The following is a 17,432-nucleotide window of genomic DNA, read 5'->3' as shown; positions in this document are numbered from 1 at the left end:
GCAGGAGGTTGAGGGCGATGCTGCGCAAGCAGCAAAAGAGCCCGGGGATGGGGAAGAGCCAAGTTGATCACAAACGCTGGCCAAACGAGTACTTCGCGCAGTTGGGGCTGTTCACCATGACGCAGGCCCGAATGCAAGCGAGCCAATCCCGATGAGGAAACCACTGACTGGAGAGCCGTGTGCGGGAAAACTGCACGCACGGTTCGGAGGGAGGGGAGGCCTTGGCCTTTCCTACCCCTATCAAAATGTAGGAGCTCCACCCTCGGGGCGATGTGTGATGGTCTGTGAGGCTTTCATCGCGACGAGGGCACCCCTCCTACAAAATGTGGGAGCCCCGCCCTCGGGGCGGTGGGTGGTGGTCTGCGAGGCTCCATCGCGGCGAGGGTGCCGCTCCTACAAAATGTGGGAGTCCCGCCCCCGGGGCGATGGGGGGTGGTCTGCGAGGCTCCATCGCGGCGAGGGTGCCGCTCCAACAATCCTTGTGGGAGCCCCGCCCTCGGGGCGATGGGTGGTGTTCTGCGAGGCTTTCATCGCGACGAGGGCGTTGCTCCTACAAAATGTGGGAGCTCCGCCCTCGGGGCGATGGGTGGTGGTCAGCGAGGATCCATCGCGGCGAGGGTGCCGCTCCTACAAAATGTGGGAGCCCCGCCCTCGGCGATGGGTGGTGGTCTGTGAGGCTTTCATCGCGACGAGGGCGTCGCGCCTACAAAATGTAGGAGCCCCGCCCTCGGGGCGATGGGGGGTGGTCTGCGAGGCTTTCATCGCGACGAGGGCGTTGCTCCTACAAAATGTGGGAGCCCCGCCCTCGGGGCGATGGGGGGTGGTCAGCGAGGCTTCATCGCGACAAGGGCATCACTTTTACAAAATACCGTTCATACAGACGTCATCGGGCCGGATTCATCCATAAGAGATGAATCATTCGAACTTGATAGGCCACCGCACATCGGTTTGAAAATGTGCAAACGCCAGTCAAACGCAGACTTGTTTCACGTGAAACAACAAAAGACGAGTCAAAGCGCACATGTGGCATTTACACTCAAGGTCTTGTTATCAAAGAGCTCACATGTTTGGTATTTCGGATTACGGCGCTTTTTCAGCAGCGTTTCTATTGCTGTTGTTCTTGCCTGGTCCTGGCAATCTGGCCTTGATCACCTCAACCACTTTGGGTGGTTTGTCGGGTGGTTTGGCATCGGTTCTGGGACTTTTGCTGGGTGACCAAATTTTGTTGTGGCTCACAGTGGCAGGTGTTGCGGCCGTGCTCAAGGCCTATCCGAGCGTTTTCATGGTCTTGCAATACATGGGGGCGGCCTATTTGACTTGGTTGGGAGTCAAAATGATCGTGGCCAAGCCGGGTACAGGGCCAAGCGTGAAAATCACCCCTGGGCATTATTTTCGTGAGACCCTGTTCATCACTTTGCTGAATCCCAAGGCCATTTTGTTTTATCTGGCTTTTTTCCCGCAGTTCATCGACCCCGTTCAACATCAAGGCGTGCTGACTTTTGTGGTGATGGCATTGACCATTGCCGTCTTGGGACTGACCTATTGTGTGGGTGTGGTGGCGGTCACGCACACCATGGCCGAACGCATTCGGGCAAGGCCCAAAGTGGCGGGGNTTTTTGCAAAAATGTGCCGGTTTGGGTCTGATCGGTTTTGGACTCAAGATGGTGCTGGTCAAGTAAGTCAAAACCTGAACTTCTGACGAAAGTGTTGTATGTTTTTTGGTATTTCTGATTACGGTGCATTTGTCGCCGCCATTGTGTTGTTTCTGGCCATTCCTGGGCCGGGTAACTTGGCCTTGATCACCTCCACAGGCAAAGGGGGCATGGCTGGTGGCTTGGGTGCCACCTTGGGCGTGATCGTGGGTGATCAGGTGCTAATGTGGTTGGCGGTGGCCGGTGTGGCGACGGTTTTGGCCACATACCCTGCCGCATTTGTGGCAGTGCAATGGATGGGTGCCTTGTATCTGACCTGGTTGGGCTGGAAGATGTTGTCTGCCAAACCCGGTGACGCGCCCGTGCTCAACATACGCCCGCGCGACTTTTTTCAGCAAGCGGTGGTCATCACCTTGCTGAACCCCAAGGCCATTGTGTTTTACATGGCGTTCTTTCCTTTGTTTGTTGACCCAAAAACCCACTTGGGGTGGATCAGTTTTGGCGTCATGGCCGCCACCATCGCGGCCTTGACGTTTTTGTACGGTTTGGGCATGACCTTGTTGACTTACCACTTGGCCGAGCGCATGCGTTCAAATCCGCGCATCGGCCGCATTTTGGAAAAACTGGCGGGTGTTTTTCTGGTGGGTTTCGGTCTCAAGCTGGCCATTTCCAAATAATTCGGACACCTTCATATGGCCCACATTTTCTGCATTGCCAACCAAAAAGGTGGCGTTGGCAAAACCACCACCACCGTCAATCTGGCCGCTGGCTTGGCCAAATTGGGTCAGCGCGTTTTGCTGGTCGATTTGGACCCGCAGGGCAATGCCACCATGGGGTCGGGCATTGACAAACGGCAGGTCGAGCTCAGCGTCTACGATGTGTTGCTCGAATCGGCGTCAGTGGCCGAATCGGTCGTCAAGGCCGAAAAATGCGGTTACGACGTGCTCAGTGCCAACCGTGAATTGGCAGGGGCCGAAGTCGAACTGGTTCAATTGGAGCACCGTGACCAGCGACTGAAAGTAGCCCTGCAATCCGTGGATGCCGACTACGATTTTGTGTTGATCGATTGCCCGCCTTCCCTGTCCATGCTGACCCTCAATGGCCTGTGTTGCGCCCACGGGGTCATTGTGCCGATGCAGTGTGAATATTTTGCGCTGGAAGGGCTGACCGATTTGGTCAACACCATCAAGCAGGTGCACGCCAACTTGAACAAGGGCCTGAAGATCATTGGTTTGTTGCGGGTGATGTTTGACCCGCGCATCACCTTGCAGGTGCAAGTCAGTGACCAACTCAAGGCCCACTTTGGAGACAAGGTGTTTGACACCGTGATCCCTCGCAATGTGCGGCTGGCCGAAGCGCCCAGCTATGGCGTTCCAGGGGTGGTGTTTGACCCATCGGCCAAAGGCAGTCTGGCCTATGTGGAGTTTGCGCGGGAAATGATTCAACGAGCCCCTGTGCTGTGAGGGGTGTCCGCAGTGATGTCCATGAACACATTGAGCGGCGACGCACGTTCCGGGCTGCGGCCCGAGGCTGAGCCAGCCAGCGTCTTGATCTTGCCAAGTTGGCAGGGCAGCGGCCCTGAACATGGGCAAACGCTTTGGGCGCAGCGTGATGGTTATACCGTGGTGGAACAAAACGATTGGCAAAGGCCTCGCCGTGGTGACTGGCTTGCACGACTGGATGAAGTCATTGTCGATGCACCCGGTTCCGTGGTGCTGCTGGGGCACGGTTTGGGATGCATTTTGGTGGCCGCATGGGCCTCTTTTTCTCGCCATACGGCGCGTGTTCGGGGGGCTTTGCTGGTCGCGCCCGCCGATGTGGAGGCATCCGAGCTGCATGAGCATTTGCCAGGCTGGGCACCCATTGTGCGGCAGACTTTGCCTTTCCCCAGCGTTTTGGTGGGTTGCCAGAATGACCCGCATTGCCGCACCGACCGAGCCCATGAGATGGCTCAAAATTGGGGTGCGCGATGGGTTCTGGGCGAACCGTTTGAACACCTCAAGGTTGACACCTTTTGGGGTGCATGGCCACAAGGTCATGCGCTTTTGCAAACCCTCTTGAAAGAATGACCATGGTCACCAAAAAACCCAAAGGCCTTGGCCGTGGACTGGAAGCTTTGCTGGGCCCCAAAGTGGCCGATGCGCCACTTGAGGCCGAAACCGGCACGCCCCATCAGCTCAGGCTTGACCAAATGGTGGCGGGCATTTACCAGCCGCGAACGCGCATGGACGAAGGGGCGCTGTACGAGTTGGCCGAGTCCATCAAGGCGCAGGGCATCATGCAGCCCATTTTGGTGAGGCAGCTCACCGAGGGCGACAACGCTGGCAAATACGAGATCATTGCTGGCGAACGGCGCTTTCGCGCCTCGCGTCTGGCCGGTCTGGAGTCGGTTCCGGTGCTGGTGCGGGATGTGCCCAACGAGGCTGCCGCAGCCATGGCGCTCATTGAAAACATCCAGCGCGAGGACCTCAATCCTTTGGAGGAGGCTCAAGGCCTGCAACGCTTGGTGAAAGAGTTTGGGCTCACTCACGAAGCGGCGGCCCAAGCCGTTGGGCGTTCACGCAGCGCAGCCAGCAACTTGCTTCGTTTGCTCAATTTGGCCGATCCTGTGCAAAGCATGCTCATGGCGGGTGATCTCGACATGGGCCATGCCAGGGCCTTGTTGGCCTTGGACAAGGCCCAGCAAATCACAGCGGCCAACCAGATTGCAGCCAAAAAGCTCTCGGTCAGGGAGACCGAGGTGCTGGTCAAAAAACTGGGCAACGATGCGAATCCAGCACCCCGGAAATCGAGCACCGAAAAGTCAGGGGACATCCGCCGGGTCGAGGAAGAGTTGTCAGATGCCCTGATGGCTCAGGTCGAGGTGCGCATCAAAAAGCGGGTCAAACGTTTGGGCAAGATGCAAGACATGGGCGAGGTGAGCATCCAGTTTGGCTCACTCGAAGAGCTCAATGGCTTGATTGACCGATTGCGCGGACAAGCCAGCTGAAGCCCCATGCTTCGAAAGGGTGCTTCATCATTGCCGGCGGGCTCGGAGGCTGACGGCAAAACCTTGTTTTCCAGAGAAAACCTGCTGGTCATCTTTTTGCTGGCCATTGGGCTGAGCTCGCTGCTTTTTTTCTTCATGCCGTCGGGGTATTACGATCGGCGCATCAATTTGGCCTGCACGGTGCTCATGGTGGCTTTGGTTCCCTTGGCCTACCGGCCGCGGTATTTTGCGGCCGTTGTGCATGGTGCCGCATTGATCAGCGCCACCATGGTCGCCCACAACGCCATGGCGTCTGGGGGCGTCAATTCCATGGGCATGGTGTGGCTCAATGTGCTGTCGGTGCCAGTGCTGCTGCTGTTGGGGCCGATGGCCACCTTGATCTGGGTTGTCATTTCCTTGTCGCTCACAGCGGGTTTGTTGGTGGCCACCCTGAGCGGCTGGTCGGGTGACCATGTCCAGATCACGCAACAAGCCGTGCCATGGTCATTGATGAACAATGCTTTGGTCGCTGGCAATTTGATGTTGGCGGTTTTTTTGTACGATCACCTGCACGACCGGCAGCGTCAGCAACTGGATCGACGAAACGAAGAACTCAAGGCCACGCACCAGGCCTTGTTGCAGGCACAGGCCCACAAGGATGAATTTGTGGCGGCGGTGGGACATGAGCTGCGCACGCCCATGAACGCCATTTTGGGTTTTAACAGTGTGTTGCGTCAGGAGTTGGCGGACCATCCTGACCAAGTGGAGGTGGTGGACCACATTCGCCGCTCCACCACGCACCTGTTGCAAGTGGTCAACGACATTCTGGATTTTTCGCAACTTCAGGCCGGTAAATTGTGGGTCCACGCGGTGGATTTTGATGTGGAACCCCTCATGCAAGAGGCCTTGCAAACACACCAGACCCGGGCGCAGGAAAAAGGCCTGACTTGGACAGGCCAGATGGAGGATGGTGTGCCCAAGCGGGTGCATGCAGACCGTCAGCGACTGCTTCAAATATTGCGCAATTTGCTCGACAACGCGTTCAAATTCACCGACCAAGGAGCGGTCCATTTGCGCATTGCCGTTCAGTCGGGGCAGTTGCGCTTTGAAGTCACCGACACGGGTCGCGGCATCGCGCCCGCAGAGCATCGCCAGATCTTCAAACGGTTTGAGCATGCCAATATCCAAACCACCCGCGCTTATGGTGGGACAGGACTGGGCTTGTCCATTTGCGAGAAACTGGTGAATTTGCAGGGGGGGCAGATCGGGCTTCAAAGTGAGCCTGGCCATGGCGCCACGTTCTGGTTCCAAATACCCCTTCAAGCCGCGAGCACACCCTCAGAAGCGCACCCCAAATCTTCGGACAGTTTGCAAGACGAGGCCTTGCGCATTCTGGTGGTCGATGACAACACCATGAACCTGATGGTGGCACGCTTGCAGCTCAAGAAGTGCTGGCCCAAAGCGCAGATCGTCACCGCAGACGGGGCTGCACAAGCGCTGAGCTTGTTGGACACTCAAAGCTTTGACATTGCCTTGGTCGACATGATCATGCCCGAGATGGATGGCATGCAATTGACGGCACAAATTCGCCAACAATTTCCGGCCATCACGGCCCGCATGCCGATTTTGGCGCTCACAGCCAACACCAACCCGGTTGACCGACAACGCTGTCTCGATGCAGGCATGGATGAGGTGCTGGACAAACCCATGGACCCCGAAATCTTGGTGCGTTGCGTGAGTCGGCACATTCGAAAAGCGAGGGCCTGAACCGTGCACCAAGACAAGGCCGCCCCTTCACGGTTTGAACAAATCGTCGCCCGACTGCCTGCCAGTTACCGCCAGGGCAAGATGCCCTATGTGTTCCTGTTTGGCCTTTTGATCATTGGCGTACTCTTGCTGCATGTGGTGACGAACCTGCAACAAACGGCCACACCCATGTTTTTGTTGATGGCCGGGGTCTTGTTGCTGCTGCTGGTCTTGATTGACCGTGGAATGCCCCTGAACTGGGCGGTGCACATCGGCACCACCACCAGCTTGTGTGTGCTGGCATACGCCGCTTGGACGACAGGGGGCGTTTCGTCGCCACGCTTGGCCTGGATGTTGGTGCTGCCCTTGACGCCGTTCTACATCATGGGTCGTCGGGCAGGGGCTGTCTGGTTGGTGTTGGTGTGGTTGGCTCAGTTGGGCATGGGCTGGGCCAATTGGGTGGGGTGGACACCCCCGTATGTCTTGGGTGTCGAGCATGCGGTGTCGTCTTGGATGACCTTCAGTTTGGTGACCGGGGTGCTGGTCATTGTGCCGCTGATCTATGACCGCCTTTACCAAGCCACCTTGAGCCAAAGCCTGCTTTACCAAACCGAGCTGGAAACCAAGCGTCAGGAATTGGAGATGGCGTTGAAGATGCGTGAGCATTTCATTGCCAACGTCAGCCATGAGTTGCGAACACCCATGAATGCCATTTTGGGCTTCAATGCGCTGCTGCTGTCCCGTGTCCGGGACAAACCCGAAGCGGTCAAGGTGCTCAACCACACCCACCAATCGGCCGATCACTTGATGACGGTGATCAACGACATCCTGGACTATTCCCAGCTGCAGGCCGGTCAACTGGTCACCCACCCCGAAACCTTTGAGCTGCGAAAAACGGTGGAGCATGCCTTTGAGCTGTTCAAGCCCCGCGTGAAAAGCATGGACATCGACTACCGCCTGGTGCTCGATGATGCCCTGCCCACCTGGGTGCACACCGACCGCCATCGCCTGATGCAGGTGTTGGTCAATTTGTTGGGCAATGCCCTCAAGTTCACCCACCAGGGTGCGGTGCAACTGCAGGTGCGTTGGCAAGCACCGGGTGTGGAGTTTTCGGTCAAGGACACAGGCATTGGCATTGCCAAGGAAAGACAAGCCCAAATTTTCAAGCGCTTTAGCCAAGCCGAAAGTGATACGCAAACCCTGTACGGCGGCAACGGCCTGGGCTTGGCCATCTCGCAAAAACTGGCGCACTTGCTGGGAGGTGACATTGGCTTTGAAAGCGAACCGGGCCAGGGCTCAAGGTTTTGGTTGCGCCTGCCCTTGACGGCCGAGGAGGCACCGGGTCAAAAATTGTCTTCGGTGCATCTGCGTGTGCTCAGTTCAGACAAGGCCTGGACTTTTTTGGTGGCCGATGACCATCCGGTCAACCGTTTGCTGCTCAAGCAAGTGTTGCAAAACGCCTGGCCATTCAGCGTGGTGCTGGAGGCGCTGGACGGGCAAAGTACTTTGGACACCTTGCATCAAAAACATGTGGATCTGGTGCTCATGGACATGGTCATGCCCGTCATGGATGGCATTGATGCAACACGCGTCATTCGGCAAGACCCTTTGCCCCGAGTGCGTGACGTGCCGGTGTTGGGGCTGACCGCCAATGTGAACCCCCTGGACTTGGCCGCCTTCAAGTCGGCAGGTCTGAGTGACGTCATGCTCAAACCCTTTGAACCGGCGGTGCTGTGCAGCAAGATCGAGCAATGCCTGGTGGGTGGCTCATCAACAAGAGGGTTGTGAACGCCTCCTTGATTTTCAGGAGGATGTAAACCCGCTGTGCACCGGTGCCAGATCACCTTGTAATACGAAAAGACCCACAAGCCAAGGAGAAGGGCCCGTGTACCTGACCGGAAAACAAACCACACTGCTTGGCCAGATCATGCAAACCCTGGCCGAGCCGCACGAAGAAACCGAGATCCGCGAGATCATGGGTGATTTGGTCATGCAGCTGCTCGGGGCGCAGTTCTACGCCAGCTTTGTCTGGCAGCCCGGCAGCCAGAGTTTTGCCCAGCCCATCCAGATCAACATGGACCCGATGAACCTGCGGGCCTATGAAAGCTATTACCAGTTCCATGACCCCATCACACCCCTCATGCAGCGTTACCAGGTGGCGGTGCGTGCCACCGATGTGTTGCCCATCGAAGAACTGAAGAAAACCGAATTCTTCAACGACTTCCTGAACAAAGACGGCTTGTACTGGGGCGTGAACCTTTATGCCTGGCACCAGGGCCAAAACCTGGGTGACATGCGCATCTGGCGCGACAAGCGCCGGGATAACTTCACACCCGACGAAATGCGTTTGCTTGACATGCTGCAACCGGCTTTTGTGACGGCACTCGCCCGTGCGCAAAGGTCCAGTCAGCCCGAGGCCTTGACCTTGAACATCTTGTCGCAACGCTTGACCACGCGCGAACAAGACACCGCTCGTCTGGTGATGTTGGGCATGACCGACAAGGAAATTGCCCGGGCGCTGCACATTTCCACCACCACCGTGCGCACCCACTTGGAAAACGCGTTTCGCAAAGTGGGCGTGAGCAACCGGGCCGCGCTGGTGCACAAACTCAGGCCATGAAGGGCATGCAGGCCTCCTGAAAACCAAGGATGGTCGCTCTCCAGTCGCGTCTCTAGCATGGAGTCAACGCCCATTCAGGCGTTTCAACCTTAAAAGGAGACCTCCATGCCTACAAACACATCACGTCGGAATTTCTTTAAAAACACGGGAGCCGTGTCTGCTGCGGCCATGCTGGGCGGTGTTGGCGCAAGCCTGACGGCTTGTGGTGGCAATTCCAGCACCACACTGACTTCAGCCGAACAACTGAACTTGACGGCCTCTGAAGCGGTTGCCGCCTTGAAGGCGGGCAAGATGACGGCAACTGACTATGTTGCCAACCTGATCAACCGCGCCAAGTCATTGTCTGATCTCAACGCCATGATCAGTCTTGACGAGGCGGGTGCATTGGCCGCAGCCAAGCAAGTCGATGCAGACCGCGCTGCAGGCAAAACATTGGGCGCGTTGGCGGGTTTGCCGATTGTGGTCAAAGACAACATCAACACCAAAGGCATGAAAACCACGGGCGGCACATCGTCGCTGCGCAATTTCCAGCCCAAAACCAATGCGCCTTCTGTTCAAAAGCTGCTGGATGCAGGGGCCATCATTTTGGGCAAGTCCAACCTGCACGAGTGGGCCTTTGGCATCACCACCACCAACTTCACACTGGGCATTGACCCCATCACCAAAGCAGCCAACCGCCCTGGCAAAAACCCCTACGACTTCAGCCGCATTCCTGGTGGTTCATCGGGCGGAACAGCCATTGCCGTGGCCGCACGCTTTGCCCCTGCAGGTTTGGGCACCGACACCGGTGGATCAACCCGCGTGCCGGCGTCGTTCTGCGGCATTGCGGGCTTTCGCCCCTCGGTGGGCGATGGCGCAGGCCAAGGTCGCCGTTATCCTGACACGGCAACTGACGCCTTGCCCATAAGCACCACACGCGACACCGTGGGCCCCATGGGCCGCACCGTGGCCGACCTGGCCTTGCTCGATGCCGTCATCACGGGCGGTGCGGTACCCACGGCCAAGGCACTCAAAGGCTTGAAGATCGGTCTTCCTGCCGCCTTCTGGACGGATCTCGATGACAGCGTCAGAACAGTGGCTGATGCAGCCAAGAAAAAGCTGGCCGATGCGGGCGTGGTGTTTGTGGACGCCGACTTGGTGGGCATCATGGACCTCAATGACACCATGTCATTCCCGATTGCCTTGCACGAACCGGTGGCAGCCATTCCTGCCTACTTGAGCGCCAACAGCGCGCCCGTCACCACCGTTGCACAAGTGCAGGCCGGCTTGGCCAGCCCTGATGTGGTGGGTGCATTTGGTGCGATTGCAGGGGATGTGTTTGCCGCCGCTTATGCCGCCGCCATGGTTCCCACCACAGGTGGCCGTGCACAACTGCAAAAACTCTACAAAGACTACTTTGCCGCACAAGGCGTGGCGTGTGTGTTGTTCCCGACAACCATCGTGACCGCCCCCAAAATCGATGCGGTGGAAGGCTCCAGTGCAGGAAAACTTCCTTACACCGTCGGCGGTGTGGCGAAACAAACTGCGCGTGACACCTTCAGCACTTGCATATTCAACACCGACCCCTGCACCAACGCCGGCATCCCCAGCCTGTCGATCCCCGCAGGTTTGACGGCAGGCGGTATGCCCGTCGGCATGCAAATCGACGGCCCCTTGGGCTCGGACACCGATTTGCTGGCCATTGGCATGGGCATTGAAGCGGTTTGGGGTTCGGTGAAAGCGCCCGCGATCTGATGCAAAAAAGGCCAAGCGAATCCATACCGCTTGGCCTTTTAAATGCGCGCTTGAGCGGCAGCTCAGTCTGCCGTGAAACCCGAGGCCTTGACCACAGGTGCCCAGCGGGCAGTTTCTGAGCTGATCAGCGCTTGAAGGTCTTGCGGGCTGCCGCCACCGATTTCCAGGCCCATTTTGGTGAAGCGGTCCTTGAGGGCCGGGTTTTTCAAAGCGCGGTTCACGGCGGCGTTCAGAGAGGCGATCTGTGCGGAATCGGTGCCGCCCGGTGCAAACAAGGCAAACCAGCCCACGCCGACCAAATCCTTGAAGCCCGACTCACGAAGCGTGGGCACATCCGGAAACAAGGCATTGCGCTGAGGGCCTGAGGTGGCCAGGATGCGGCTTTTGCCCGCGCGGTGCATTTCGCCTTGGTCCACCAAGGTGTCAATGCCCAGCGTGACTTGATCGCCGATGAGGGCCGTCATCAATTGCGCGCCGCCGTTATAGGGCACATGGGTCAAATCGAGCCCGGTCTTTTGGCCGATCATGACGCCAAAGAAATGCGGCAAACTGCCTGGGGCGGGTGAACCAAATGAGCCGGTTTTGGGATTCTTTTTGACCACGGGCACCAAGTCCGCAATGCTGCGAATCGGGCTGTCTGCCTTGACGGACACCCCAAACTGGAAGTCGGCAATGTGCGCCACAGGTGCGAGGTCTTTTTGCGCGTCGTAGTTGAGTTTCTTGAACACCAGCGGTGCCAGCACGGGAACCACAATGGGTGCCAGCATGACGGTGGAGCCGTTGGGCGGGGCATTTTTCAAGGCTTCAGCGGCGATGCGGCCACCCGCACCCACGCGGTTTTCAACCACCACAGGACGGCCCAATTCGTCCTTGAGGCGTTCGGCCAGCAGACGTGCGGCCAAATCGGCCGAGCCGCCTGCGCCAAACCCCACCAACACTTTGAGGGGCACCGGGTCGTTGGCTTGCGCCAGCCCAGACAACAGCAGCAACACGCTGCCCAACCAGAGTTTCGTTTTCATCGCGCATCCTTGAGGTTCAAAAGTTAAAAAACACACGAGATGACTTTAGGGTTTTCTGCCGCCAGCGAACACCCTCAAAATTGACGGTTGGTCAAGTTCAAGGCGCCCAGACAGCGGGTAATCTCTCTTGACCTTGCCTTTGCATTTGTTAACTTGAAGTGCTTGTGAGAAGCCCCCCATGTACCTGAACACACAACGATCCAAAATGCTGGCAGACCTGTGCGCGGTGATGGCCTCGGACGTCTCGAAAGCACAACTGCTCCAGACCTTGGCGCAACCCCTGGCCCAGTTCATGCAGGCCGATCATCTGGTGTCTCGCCAATGGAATGCCACCACCCATCGCTACGCCATCTGCGCTTCGTACAACGTCAAGCCGTCCAGAATCCGGGCTTATGAAGAGCACTTTCAGTTTTGCGACCCCATCACACCGCGCTTGCAGGCCATGCGCACACCGGTACGGGTCAGCGATGTGTGTTCAGTGCAAGAGCTGGAGCGCTCCGAGTTTTACAACGACCACCTGCGTCAGGACGGTATTCACTGGGGCGTGAACCTGTACGCCTACCGTGGTGATGACTGTTTGGGCGATTTGGTCATTTACCGGGCGAGGGGACGAGACGACTTCAGCCGTCAAGACATGGCCTGCCTCAACATCCTCGCGCCCGTGTTCACGGCCGCAATGAGCCGACTGGACACCGATGAATCCACCAAGACCACATGGTTGGGCCATGACGAAGCCGAGCTGCGCCGCTTGTTGAGCGGTCCTTGTCAGCTCAGCCAGCGCGAGGCCGATGTGGTGCTGCTTTGCCTGAACGGTTGCTCAGACAAGGACATTGCGCGGCAGCTCCACATTGGCTTTACCACCGTGCGTTATCACTTGGGCCACGCGTTTGAAAAACTCGGCGTTCAGGGGCGCAACAAACTGGCTGCCCACATTGGGCAGCTTTTGCATCAGGCCTGAACCATCGGTGGCCGCGGCAGCGCTGGCAAAACCCGCTCAATGGCCGCCGCCACAGCCAAAAGGTGGCGATCCGAGCCCAAAGCGCCGTCCAACTCCAGACCGACAGGTAAGCCCTCGGCCGTCAAACCCGCCGGAAGGCTGATGCCAGGCAGTCCGGCATTGCTGCCAGGGTCTGTGTTGCGGATCAAGGTTTTGAATGTGGGCAAGGCTTGCCCATGCAAATCCACCAGCTCGTCGTGACCTATGGGTGGGGCCGTCATGAGGCAGGTTGGGAAAGCCAAGGCATCCAGGCGGTGGACAGCAAAATGCTTGGCGTAGGCGGTTTGCAGTTTCTGGCGACGGGCCTGTGCCGCAGCATAAGCGGTCGCCGTGACGCGTCCCCGGCCCAATTGGCGCGACAAAAGCAGGGCCACGTCCGGGCTGCCCACACCTGCCAGCAGGGCGTCCATCGACAAGCCCTGTGCCTTGGCATAAGCGGGCAGGCTTTGCATCATTTCGAACATCACCAAGGTCGATCCCGTGGCATCGTTGTGCTGTTTCAGGTCTGGCACATCCAGTGTCACGCAGACAACGCCTTCAGCGACCAGCGTATCCAGCACTTGCTCAATGACCGCCAGAACTTGCGGGTCAGCGCCTTCAAAAAAGTCCCCGCGCGGAATGCCCAGACGCAGGCCTTTGAGTGACACGTTTGGCATGTGCAGGCGGTCTTTTGCCAAAAGACCGTCCAGCCAGGCCACGTCGGCAACGCTGCGGGCCATGGGCCCTGCGGTGTCTTTGGTGGGTGACAGGTGCAAGAGGCCTTGTGATGCATAGCGGCCTGTGCTGGGTCTGAACCCGACCACACCACACAAGGCGGCAGGCAGGCGAACCGAGGCACCTGTGTCAGTGCCCAAGGCGGCGGGCACCATGCGCGCAGCCACGGCCACGGCCGATCCACCTGAGCTGCCACCCGGGACGCGCAGGGCGTTCCAGGGGTTGCGACAAGCACCCGTGACCGCGTTGTTCGTGGTGCCGCCCAAGGCCAGTTCGTGCAGATTGGTTTTGCCAGCGATCAAGCCGCCCGACTGAAGCAGGCGCTCGACCACAGCCGCATTGCGCTGGGGCCTGGATGCGAGCAAGGCCCGAGTGCCACCACTGGTGGGCAGATTGGCGGTGTCGATGTTGTCCTTGATGGCCACAGGTATGCCCGCCAAAGGGAGATGTTCAGATGGTGCACTCGAGGCCTGATCGAAGGCCTTGGCTTGCAGGACCAGGCCTTCAGGATCGCGGCTGATCCAGGCATTCAGAGAGGTCAGCCGTTCGGTTTGCGCAAGCAAGGCCTGGACGTACTCCAGGTGCCCGAGTTTTCGCGTGCGCAGCGCTGCGGCCGCTTCCAGCAGCGTGAGTTCGAGAGGGTCCATAAGGCGTCAAGCATCAAAAACGGCTGACTCTAGGGTGCCTTTGAAAACTTGAACACCCCCATCAATGACGGTGTGCAAAAAATCCATCGTGTGCAGGCCCATACCGTGCTCGTCGGTGTGGGTGGCCATGTGACACCTTGGCCACCTGTCTCTTTCTCACCGACCCTGGCACCCACATCGGTACTCCTGCAGATCCGGCCCATTGAAGCCTTGTGCTGCAGGCAAAGGATGTGTTTTTGTAGGAGCCCACCCTGTGGGCGATGGGCGTGGCACACGCCCTGCAAACCATCGCCCACAGGGGCGGGCTCCCACAAAACAAAAGCCATCGCCCACAGGGGTGGGCTCCCACAGCAACAAAAATAACCGCATGGCGCGCAAAATGAGGGGCTTTTAAAACTTCAAGGGGCCGGACAAAAACGTCGGCATTCCGAGTCTGTCGATCCCGGTAGCTGCTTTGCGGGTGCGAGCAAACGGCGCACCGCGCAGTGCCATACTTCAGCGATGCCCGTTTTGCTGCAGAACCCTGCACCTAGCGGTGAGGTGTGCGAGGACAAAAAATCCTCGTGCCTGGTGCAAGGCTTCTGTGAGAAAAAACCCATGTTGAAAAAATGGCTGCGCGATGTGTCGCTGTCCACGGTCGTTGCTGGCTTTGTGGCTGTGCTGGTGGGGTTCACCAGTTCAGCGGCCATTGTTTTTGCGGCGGCACAGGCCCTGGGTGCCAACGAGGCGCAAATGGCCTCCTGGATGTGGGCCCTGGGTTTGGGCATGGGCGGCACCAGTTTGGTCTTGAGCCTTTGGTATCGGCAACCGGTGTTGACGGCTTGGTCAACGCCCGGTGCGGCGGTGTTGGCCGTGACGCAGGGCGTGACCCTGCCGGAAGCCACAGGGGCCTTCATCGTGAGTGCGTTGCTCATCATGGGCGTGGGCTACAGCGGCCTGTTTGAGCGGTGGATGGCACGCATTCCTTTGGCTTTGGCCAGTGCCTTGTTGGCAGGGGTTTTGGCCCGCTTTGCCCTGGATGCGGTGGGGGCTGTCGGTCAAGCCCCGGTCTTGGTGCTCAGCATGGCGGCTGCGTACCTGATGGGCCGTCGCTTTTTCCCCCGTTGGGCGGTGCCTTGTGTGCTGGCGGTCGGCATGGTGGTGGCGGCTTTGCAGGGTCAATTGAATGTGGCCCAGATCGCCTGGGCGTGGGCCACGCCGGTCTGGGTGTCACCTGATTGGCGTCTGGGTGCCATGGTCAGTGTGGCCTTGCCGCTGTTCATCGTGACCATGGCATCACAAAATTTGCCCGGTGTGGCCGCACAGCGCAGTGCGGGTTACAACACGCCGATTTCGCCCGTGATCGGCGTCACTGGCGGGGTCACCTTGCTGTTGGCCCCCTTTGGCGGGTATGCGCTCAATTTGGCGGCCATCACAGCGGCCATTTGCATGGGCCGTGAGGCGCATGCCGATCCCACACGACGGTACACGGCCTCGGCAGCAGCAGGCATTTTTTACATTCTTTTGGGCTTGGCGGGTGCCACCATCGTCAGCTTGCTGGCCGCATTTCCCAAGGCGATGGTGTTGGCCGTTGCCGGCTTGGCCTTGGTCTCGACCATCGCGTCGAGTTTGTCCACAGCCATGAAAGACGAGGGTCACCGCGATGCGGCTTTGCTGACTTTTCTGGTGACCCTGTCGGGTTTGAGCATTGCGGGGGTGGGGGCGGCTTTTTGGGGCCTGCTGGTGGGCATCGTGGCACTGTGGGCCTTGACGGCACGCAAAGCCTGAAGCGGCTTTGCCTGCGCAAACCCGCTGGGCATCACATCGAGAAAATTTTCCCCGGGTTCATGATGTTGTGCGGGTCCAGCGCCCGCTTGATGGTGCGCATCATGTCCACCGCGCCTTCGCCGGTTTCAGTGCGCAAAAAGTCCATCTTGTGCAGGCCAATGCCGTGCTCGCCGGTGCAGGTGCCCCCTAAGCGCAGGGCGCGGTTGACCAGTTGCTGATTTAAAGCTTCGGCCGTGGCGCATTCCTCGGGGTTGTTGGGGTCGATCAAATAGCCGAAGTGGAAATTGCCGTCGCCCACATGGCCGACCAAAAAGTAGGGGATGCCGCTGGCATCGGTTTCGGTGATGGAGTCGAGCAGGCAATCGGCCAGGCGGCTGATGGGCACGCAGGTGTCGGTGCTGATGGCGCGGCAGCCAGGCCGGCTTTGCACTGCGGCAAAGTAGGCGTTGTGCCGAGCCGTCCACAGGCGCGTGCGCTCTTCGGGGGTGGTGGCCCATTCAAAGGCGTTGCCACCGAACTCGCTGGCGATTTCCTGCACCGTCTCGGCTTGTTCCTTCACGCCAGCGGGTGAGCCGTGAAACTCCATCAGCAACATGGGCTCTTCGCGCAGGCCCAGTTTGGCGTAGGCATTGACCATGCGTATGCTGTTGTGGTCCAGCAACTCCACCCGTGCAATCGGCACACCCAGCTGAATCGTTTGGATGACCGTGTGCACAGCGGCTTCGATGCTGGGGAAAGAGCAAATGGCCGCCGAGATGGCTTCGGGCAGGGGGTACAGGCGCACGGTGACTTCGGTGAGCACACCCAGCGTGCCTTCGCTGCCCACCATCAGGCGTGTGAGGTCGTAGCCGGCGCTCGACTTTTTGGCGCGGGTGCCGGTGCGGATGACTTCGCCAGACGAGGTGACCACTTCCAGGGCCAGCACGTTCTCGCGCATGGTGCCGTAGCGCACGGCGTTGGTGCCGCTGGCGCGGGTGGCACTCATGCCGCCAATGGTGGCGTCGGCACCCGGGTCGATCGGGAAGAACAGACCGGTGGATTTGATCTCTTCATTCAGCTGCTTGCGCGTCACGCCAGGCTGCACCGTCACCGTCAGGTCTTCGGCGTTGATGGCCAGCACTTTGTTCATGCGCATCAGGTCGATGCTGATGCCGCCTTGTACCGCCAGCAAATGGCCTTCGAGTGACGAACCCACGCCAAAGGGAATGACGGGTACTTTGTGCTCGGCGCACAGTTTCACGGCATCGGCCACGTCTTGTGTGCACTCGGCAAACACCACCGCTGCCGGTGGTGGCACATGGGTGAAGGCCGACTCGTCGCGGCCGTGTTGCTCGCGCACCACCAGAGCGGTGGAGCAGTTGTCACCAAATCGGGCCTTGAGAGCGGCCAAAAACGCTTCGGGTACGGCGCGTTGCGCAACTTCGGGGGCCAAGTGGGCGGCGGGGGTGGGGGCGTTCATAAAGTGTCTCCGGTGGTGGCGGGGCAAGGCCGCCAGACATGCTGAACGGCAGTTTACGCCGCAAATACAGGCCTTGCTGTCCGCTGTCAGACAAGTTGCAGCCACTTGG

At 58.9% G+C, this 17,432-nt stretch carries 13 protein-coding genes and 1 pseudogene; 11 read left to right on the top strand and 3 right to left on the bottom strand.

Going from position 1 to position 17,432, the window contains the following annotated elements:
* Nucleotides 1-1,063 precede the first annotated feature (1,063 nt).
* The 9 genes and pseudogenes from AMM41_RS17270 (at nucleotide 1,064) to iaaH (AMM41_RS17230) (ending at nucleotide 10,720) form a co-directional block, all read left to right on the top strand.
* A pseudogene (locus AMM41_RS17270) lies at nucleotides 1,064-1,679 on the top strand (LysE family transporter).
* 32 nt (nucleotides 1,680-1,711) lie between these two features.
* The gene (locus AMM41_RS17265; RefSeq protein WP_089962074.1) at nucleotides 1,712-2,329 is read left to right on the top strand and encodes a LysE family transporter; all 618 of its coding nucleotides are present in this window, start codon (nucleotides 1,712-1,714) and stop codon (nucleotides 2,327-2,329) included.
* Nucleotides 2,330-2,344: 15 nt separating this feature from the next.
* Nucleotides 2,345-3,115: a ParA family protein gene (locus tag AMM41_RS17260; RefSeq protein ID WP_089962071.1), complete on the top strand. Its 771-nt coding sequence runs from the start codon at nucleotides 2,345-2,347 to the stop codon at nucleotides 3,113-3,115.
* A gap of 21 nt (nucleotides 3,116-3,136) precedes the next feature.
* Entirely contained in the window at nucleotides 3,137-3,721 is a 585-nt protein-coding gene (locus AMM41_RS17255; RefSeq protein ID WP_228769335.1) for an RBBP9/YdeN family alpha/beta hydrolase, read from the top strand.
* 2 nt (nucleotides 3,722-3,723) lie between these two features.
* Complete coding sequence (locus AMM41_RS17250) at nucleotides 3,724-4,641, top strand: ParB/RepB/Spo0J family partition protein (protein ID WP_089962107.1); 918 nt, start codon at nucleotides 3,724-3,726, stop codon at nucleotides 4,639-4,641.
* 6 nt (nucleotides 4,642-4,647) lie between these two features.
* A complete protein-coding gene (locus AMM41_RS17245) occupies nucleotides 4,648-6,387 on the top strand; it encodes an ATP-binding protein (protein ID WP_089962066.1) in 1,740 nt (579 codons plus the stop codon).
* Nucleotides 6,388-6,390: 3 nt separating this feature from the next.
* Nucleotides 6,391-8,154, top strand: coding sequence for a hybrid sensor histidine kinase/response regulator (locus tag AMM41_RS17240; protein WP_089962064.1), 1,764 nt, complete (start codon nucleotides 6,391-6,393; stop codon nucleotides 8,152-8,154).
* A 97-nt stretch (nucleotides 8,155-8,251) separates the two neighbouring features.
* Complete coding sequence (locus tag AMM41_RS17235; protein WP_228769334.1) at nucleotides 8,252-8,986, top strand: response regulator transcription factor; 735 nt, start codon at nucleotides 8,252-8,254, stop codon at nucleotides 8,984-8,986.
* Between the two features lie 168 nt (nucleotides 8,987-9,154).
* Nucleotides 9,155-10,720 carry an indoleacetamide hydrolase gene (gene iaaH / locus AMM41_RS17230; RefSeq protein WP_089962055.1) on the top strand — a complete coding sequence of 522 codons (1,566 nt, stop codon included), beginning with the start codon at nucleotides 9,155-9,157 and terminating at the stop codon, nucleotides 10,718-10,720.
* A 62-nt stretch (nucleotides 10,721-10,782) separates the two neighbouring features.
* Here iaaH (AMM41_RS17230) and AMM41_RS17225 read toward each other — a convergent pair whose 3' ends face one another.
* Complete coding sequence (locus AMM41_RS17225) at nucleotides 10,783-11,739, bottom strand: Bug family tripartite tricarboxylate transporter substrate binding protein (RefSeq protein WP_089962051.1); 957 nt, start codon at nucleotides 11,737-11,739, stop codon at nucleotides 10,783-10,785.
* Nucleotides 11,740-11,917: 178 nt separating this feature from the next.
* Between AMM41_RS17225 and AMM41_RS17220 the strand changes: the two genes are divergently transcribed.
* A complete protein-coding gene (locus AMM41_RS17220; RefSeq protein WP_089962048.1) occupies nucleotides 11,918-12,697 on the top strand; it encodes a helix-turn-helix transcriptional regulator in 780 nt (259 codons plus the stop codon).
* Here AMM41_RS17220 and iaaH (AMM41_RS17215) read toward each other — a convergent pair.
* Nucleotides 12,688-14,097 carry an indoleacetamide hydrolase gene (gene iaaH / locus AMM41_RS17215; RefSeq protein ID WP_089962045.1) on the bottom strand — a complete coding sequence of 470 codons (1,410 nt, stop codon included), beginning with the start codon at nucleotides 14,095-14,097 and terminating at the stop codon, nucleotides 12,688-12,690. The two genes, AMM41_RS17220 and iaaH (AMM41_RS17215), sit on opposite strands and share 10 nt — an antisense overlap.
* Nucleotides 14,098-14,694: 597 nt before the next feature.
* On the opposite strand from iaaH (AMM41_RS17215), the gene AMM41_RS17210 reads away from it, so the two are divergent.
* Nucleotides 14,695-15,864, top strand: a complete 1,170-nt coding sequence (locus AMM41_RS17210; RefSeq protein WP_089962102.1) for a benzoate/H(+) symporter BenE family transporter — start codon at nucleotides 14,695-14,697, stop codon at nucleotides 15,862-15,864.
* Between the two features lie 31 nt (nucleotides 15,865-15,895).
* Here the strand turns inward: AMM41_RS17210 and AMM41_RS17205 are convergent, their stop codons facing one another.
* Nucleotides 15,896-17,323: an FAD-binding oxidoreductase gene (locus AMM41_RS17205; RefSeq protein ID WP_089962042.1), complete on the bottom strand. Its 1,428-nt coding sequence runs from the start codon at nucleotides 17,321-17,323 to the stop codon at nucleotides 15,896-15,898.
* Nucleotides 17,324-17,432 lie beyond the last annotated feature (109 nt).

This window comes from Limnohabitans sp. 2KL-3, assembly GCF_001269405.1.
Taxonomy (GTDB): Bacteria; Pseudomonadota; Gammaproteobacteria; order Burkholderiales; family Burkholderiaceae_C; genus Limnohabitans_A.
Note: the sequence above shows the minus strand (reverse complement) of the source record. Positions and strands in the feature narration are given on the sequence as shown.